3 protein-coding genes are annotated in these 5,534 nt (G+C 55.6%); 1 reads left to right on the top strand and 2 read right to left on the bottom strand.

What is annotated here, in order from left to right:
• The first annotated feature begins 236 nt into the window (after positions 1–236).
• On the top strand, positions 237–761 hold the full coding sequence (locus AC0QHF_RS02180; protein WP_324702542.1) for a peroxiredoxin: 525 nt from the start codon (positions 237–239) through the stop codon (positions 759–761).
• A 163-nt stretch (positions 762–924) separates the two neighbouring features.
• On the opposite strand, the gene AC0QHF_RS02175 is transcribed toward AC0QHF_RS02180, so the two are convergent.
• The gene (locus AC0QHF_RS02175) at positions 925–3,507 is read right to left on the bottom strand and encodes a GAF domain-containing protein (protein WP_324702541.1); all 2,583 of its coding nucleotides are present in this window, start codon (positions 3,505–3,507) and stop codon (positions 925–927) included.
• 250 nt (positions 3,508–3,757) lie between these two features.
• Positions 3,758–4,891: a glycosyltransferase family 4 protein gene (locus AC0QHF_RS02170; protein ID WP_324702540.1), complete on the bottom strand. Its 1,134-nt coding sequence runs from the start codon at positions 4,889–4,891 to the stop codon at positions 3,758–3,760.
• Between the last annotated feature and the right edge of the window lie 643 nt (positions 4,892–5,534).

Genomic DNA, 5,534 nt, shown 5'->3' with positions numbered 1-5,534 from the left:
CAGTTAAGGCGATAGCTGGTCAGCTACCTGAAGGGGAGGGCACGAAGCCCCCGTGCTTCAGCCGGGGGTGCTGACTCGTTCTAAGTCTATCTATTCATCTATTATAGATCCTTTTAATTGAGAGTCAACTTTAAATCAGAATCATTCCAGAAAATAAGTACAAATACTCATTTACAACACTCTAAATCAGAATTATTCTGAGTTCAGAAACATTCAATCAAGCTGAAACAGGAACTATGGTTATCGACAAAGTACCCGACGTTGTATTCAAAACCCGCGTCCGCGACGAGTCCGTCGGCGGCCCCAACCCCTTCCGCTGGCAAGATCGCACCACCCAAGAGCTCTTCGGCGGCAAGCGCGTTGTCGTCTTCTCCCTCCCCGGTGCTTTCACCCCCACCTGTTCCTCCACCCACCTCCCCCGCTACGAGGAACTCTACGAAGAAATCAAAGCCCAAGGCATCGACGAGATCATCTGCATCTCCGTCAACGACGCCTTCGTCATGTACCAGTGGGGCAAACAGCAGGGCGCCGACAAAGTGTTTTTGCTGCCCGACGGAAACGGCGAATTCACCCGCAAAATGGGGATGCTGGTTGACAAGTCCAACCTGGGCTTCGGGATGCGTTCCTGGCGCTATTCGATGGTCGTCAACGACGGCAAAATCGAGAAAATGTTCATCGAGCCCGACTTCGGCGACAACTGCCCCACCGACCCCTTTGAAGTCTCCGACGCCGACACCATGTTGGCTTACCTGAAGGGATAAAAGAGCTAATATTAGGATAGGCAAGAGGCAAGAGGCAAGAGGCAATAGGGAGTTAATTGTCGGGTGCGTTCCCACTCATTTATGATCGGTTGAATCGGTCGGTGATAGTGGGGAACGCACCCAAAACGACTCCCGACTCCCGACTCCCGACTCCCGACTCCCGCTATTTCGTCGTCATCGTGTGAATCCCGTCCCAATCTTCCGGGGGGGGATTTTCCAAGTAGTTTTGCGATCGCGCGATGTGAATTTCCACCGCGCGATCGTCCGGCCGCATGGTTCGGGCAATTTCCAAGTGTCGGATCGCCCCGGAAAAATTGCGTTCCAAGTAAGCTTCTCGCCCCAAACTGTAATATTCCAAAAACTCGTGGGTTTCTTCGCCCAATTGCAGGGATTTTGAGCCGATCAACTCGTAAATATTGACCGCCTTATTTTTCCCCTTCACCCGCACCTTGTCCAACTCCCGCACCCAGATGCGATCGCCGCACAATTCGTAAGTCATCTCACTTAAAATAATATCGCAGCCATATAACTTAGTCAATTGTTCCAAACGGGAACTCAAATTCACCCCATCTCCAATCACCGTATAATCCATCCGTTTTTGGGAGCCGATATTGCCCGAAACCACCTCCCCCGAACTCATGCCGATCCCGATGCGAATCTGCGGTTCAGTGGGGCGGGATTCGTTGAACTCCTTCAATCTCCGCCGCATATCCAACGCCGACTTCACCGCCATCCAAGCGTGATTGTCCCGCAGCGGAAGCGGCGCCCCGAACACCGCCATCAGCGCGTCACCGATAAACTTATCCAACGTTCCTTCGTGGGAAAAAACCGCCTCCACCATCGTTTCAAAATACTGATTTAACAGCGCCACCACGTCGGAGGCTTCCAAATTTTCGGTCAATGTAGTGTAACCCCGGATGTCGGAAAAAAGGATTGTTACTTCCTTCCGTTCCCCGACCATCAGCGCATCTTCCCCCAGGGCCATCACCCGCTCCGCGACACCGGGAGTCATGTAGCGGTACATGGTGGTTTTCATCCGCTTTTCGCGGCTGATATCTTCCAGAACCACCAACCCCCCGCGCACGCCGCCTTCCGGGTTGGTGAGGGGGTTAACGGTGAGGTTGATGCTGCGTTCGAGTTGGCGGATCTCCGGGGTGGAATAGGTGGGCGATCGCTCGCCCTTTCCCCGACTCCAGGGGTAATAAATATCGGGATTGTCGCGATCGGGAACCACCAAAATCGGGATCGATATTTCCTCCCCAAACTCAGGAATCGTCACTTCCACCAACCCCAACGTCAAACTTTGTTCGGGGACGAAATGGCGGGCGGCATATTTGAGGCTATCTTCCAGACGAAGTTGCAAATTTTCGATGGGGAGAACGTCCCAGATGTACTGCCCCCTCAGATGGTCTTCCCAATATTGGCGGATCTGGCGGTGGCGGGCGCGGCGGCGGGGACATCCGAGCAGTTCCAAAGCGGCATCGTTGATGGTGACGATGCGGCCCTGTAAATCCGTAGAAATGACCACATCGGAGAGGCTTTGGAGGATGTCTTTTTGGTACTGTTTCTCCACCATCACATTTTCAAACAACTGGGCATTTTGTAGGGCGATGCCCGCCTGGGCGTTGAACGCCCGGAGAAATTCTTCGTCAGAGTTGGTGAAACTGCCCTTGTGCTTGTTGATCAGTTGGGTGACGCCGATCAATTCCCCCTTGGCGTTGTAGACGGGCATACAGAGGATGTTGCGGGTTCGGTAGCCGGTTTTGCGATCGGTGGTGGGGTCGAAACGGGGGTCGGTGTAGGCGTTGGTGATGTTCAAAACCTGGCCGGTGGAGGCGACGTAACCGGCGATGCCCTTGTTGGCGGGGATGCGAATTTCCACCATTGTTTTGCCGTCGGCTTTCGCCACTTTTGTCCACAGTTCCTGGGTTTCTTTTTTGAGTAAGAAAATCGTGCTGCGATCGGCCTGCATCAGATCCCGGGCCTGTTCCATCACGGACAGCAAAGTGGTTTCGAGATCCAGACTTTGGCCGAGGGTGGTGGTAGCTTTTAAAAGGGCCGCGACACCCCGCTGGTTGCGGGCGGCGACGAAAAAGGATTGGCAGCTTTCCAGGATGATGCCGATGGAGTCGGCGAAGGAGCGAAATTGCTGCTCGTCTTCCTCCGTAAAACCGCGATCGCCCGCCTTGTTGAGCAGCCGCACCACCGCCACCGGTTCAGAGGGGTTCTGGGTGCTGAAAATGGGCATACAGAGAATGCTGCGGGCGCGGTATCCGTGGGGTTCGTCCACGGCGGGGTCAAACAGGTGACAGGTGTGGGCGTCGCCGATATTGATCGCCTGTCCCGTGCGGGCAACGTGGCCCAAAATTCCCGTGTCCATCGGCAGGCGGACTTCTTCGGTGTGTTCTCGGGGGGTCGATCCCGGCTCGCCGTCGGTGTCGGGGAGGGTTTTGTACCAGAGCTGCCCTTTGTTGCGGTTGATCAGAAAAATCGTGGTGCGATCGGCTTCCAGAATTTGGCCGATTTTGAGGGTGAAGGCGTCGAGGAGTTGTTCGAGGAGGGTTTCGATCGCCTCGTTATTAATTAATTCGATCGCCCGCAAAAATTGCTGAAATTCGGCGGTGATGAAATCCAGAATGCAGATAAATTCCCCCATCGGCAGATGCTTGACGCGATCGGCCAATAAGCCCATGCGATTGACTTGAGTCAACGTAGCGAGAATGCTACCGGCGTTGGAGAGGGTCATGGGTCGGGGTCGGATTCAAAAAGGATTCAAAATTGAAGGATGAAACCCCCGATTCAGGAGTAAAAAAGATCGAGATCCGGCTCGATCTCGACCGGTGGCGGGATCTCCGAGAAACGGAGAACAAAATTGTTGTCCCGCCGGGATGCGATCGCCACTCCGGGACCCGAAGTCCTGGGAACCTGTCCGGGTGGCGGACAGGGAACGGCGGAATTCTCCGCCCCCTGTCTCAAGTCTACGGGTTTCCTCGAAACTAGGCAACTGACGGCAGGGACTCCCGGGCGAGAATGGCTTGGTAGTAGCGTCTCAACTGTTGGGTCGCCGCCGCCCACCCCCAGCGTTCCGCCTCCAGGCGGGCATTTTGTCGCAGCAGTTCCCGCTCGGCGCCGCGGGACAGCAGCCGTTTGGTGGCCTCGATCGCCCCATTTTCGTCCGCCGGGTCGAACAGGTGGCCGTTCACCCCGTCGGTGACGATATCGGGGATGCCCCCGGAGCGGGCCGCCACCACCGGGGTCCCGGCGGCCATCGCCTCCAGCAGCACCAACCCCAAGGTTTCCGTCCGGGAGGGGAAGATAAACGCATCGGCACAGGCGTAGGCGGAAGCCAGGGCTTCGCCCCGCAGGTAGCCGACGAAGTGGGTGGGGGTGCCGGCGAAATGCTCCTCCAGAGCCTCCCGGTTGGGGCCGTCTCCCACCAAAGCCAACCGGGCGCCGGGGATGGCCTCCAGGATGGGTTTGATGCGATCGACCTCTTTTTCCGCCCCCAGGCGCCCGACGTAAATCAGCAGGGTGCTCTCCGGGTGGCCCTCGGTGAGGCGATCGCGCATTTCGGCATTGGCCCGGTGGGGTTGGAACAGCTCCGTATCGACCCCCCGCTGCCACAGGTCCACCCGCTCGATGCCGTGGTTCCGCAACTCTTGAACCATCGCCGTGGAGGTGCACAGGTTCAGGGCCGCCTGGTTGTGGGCCGTCCGCAGCAGCCCCCACAGGAACTCTTCGAGCATCCCCAGGCCGTAGTGGTGCAGGTATTGGGGCAGGTGGGTATGGTAGGAGGCGACGAGGGGGATGCCGAGTTTTTTGCCGTAGTACAGGCCGCTGAGGCCCAAAACGGCGGGGTTGGCGACGTGGATGATGTCCGGGCGGAATTCCGCCAATTTGGTACCGATGCCGGGGTGGGGGAGTCCGATTTTCAGTTCCGGGTACATCGGCAGGGGAAATCCTTCAACGCCGTAGATTCGACATCCCTTGTATTCCGTCAGTCCCCCTTCCGGAGAGACGATCAACACTTCGTCCCCCGCGCGGCTGAGGTGTTCAGCGGTGTGGCACAGTCGCGTAACGATGCCGTCGATTTTCGGTAAAAATGTTTCCGTGAAAAGCGCGATTCGCATAGAAGTTTGTCTGGTTCGGAATCGATAGTCTCCAATTTCTATCCATCATCTCAGACTTTGCGATCGCGCGATCGCTCGAATCGAAACTCGGGACTCGGGAAATCGGACTTTCGCCATTGCCGACGAGCGATCGCGGTTTGCACCCCCGGCCCCGAATCCTTTGGTAGCACAGGCATCTTGCCTGTGAGGAAAAGCGATCGCGGTTTGCACCCGACCGACTCACTAGACCGATGATAGATGCGATCGCCCCCCATGATTCACACTGGAAAGGCGATCGTAGATTCGTTCAATCAGTTCCCGATCTTCAATAAAATTAACAATCCTGGCTCTTCGGTGAGGAGAGAAAACAAAAGAATAATATTATACCACAATTTTGTTTTTCCTGACATTCAATCTGACAAAATCCCCCTCAGATCTGACAACTTAACATTGGTTCACAAAAAACCTGACAAAATTCGACAAAAGATCTGACAAAACCTGGCTCCAACGGGGAGGTTTATCATCTATATTGAATTTATACAATGAATGGTTGTATCAAGTCCACCGGCAGGTTTTTTCAACCATTTTTACGAGAGAAGGACGAGAGTTTGAAAGCCACGTCTTTTTAAAGCGTGGATGAAAAACGAACGGCGACTTCAGTCGC

The organism is Lyngbya sp. CCY1209, from assembly GCF_055795065.1.
Note: the sequence above shows the minus strand (reverse complement) of the source record. Positions and strands in the feature narration are given on the sequence as shown.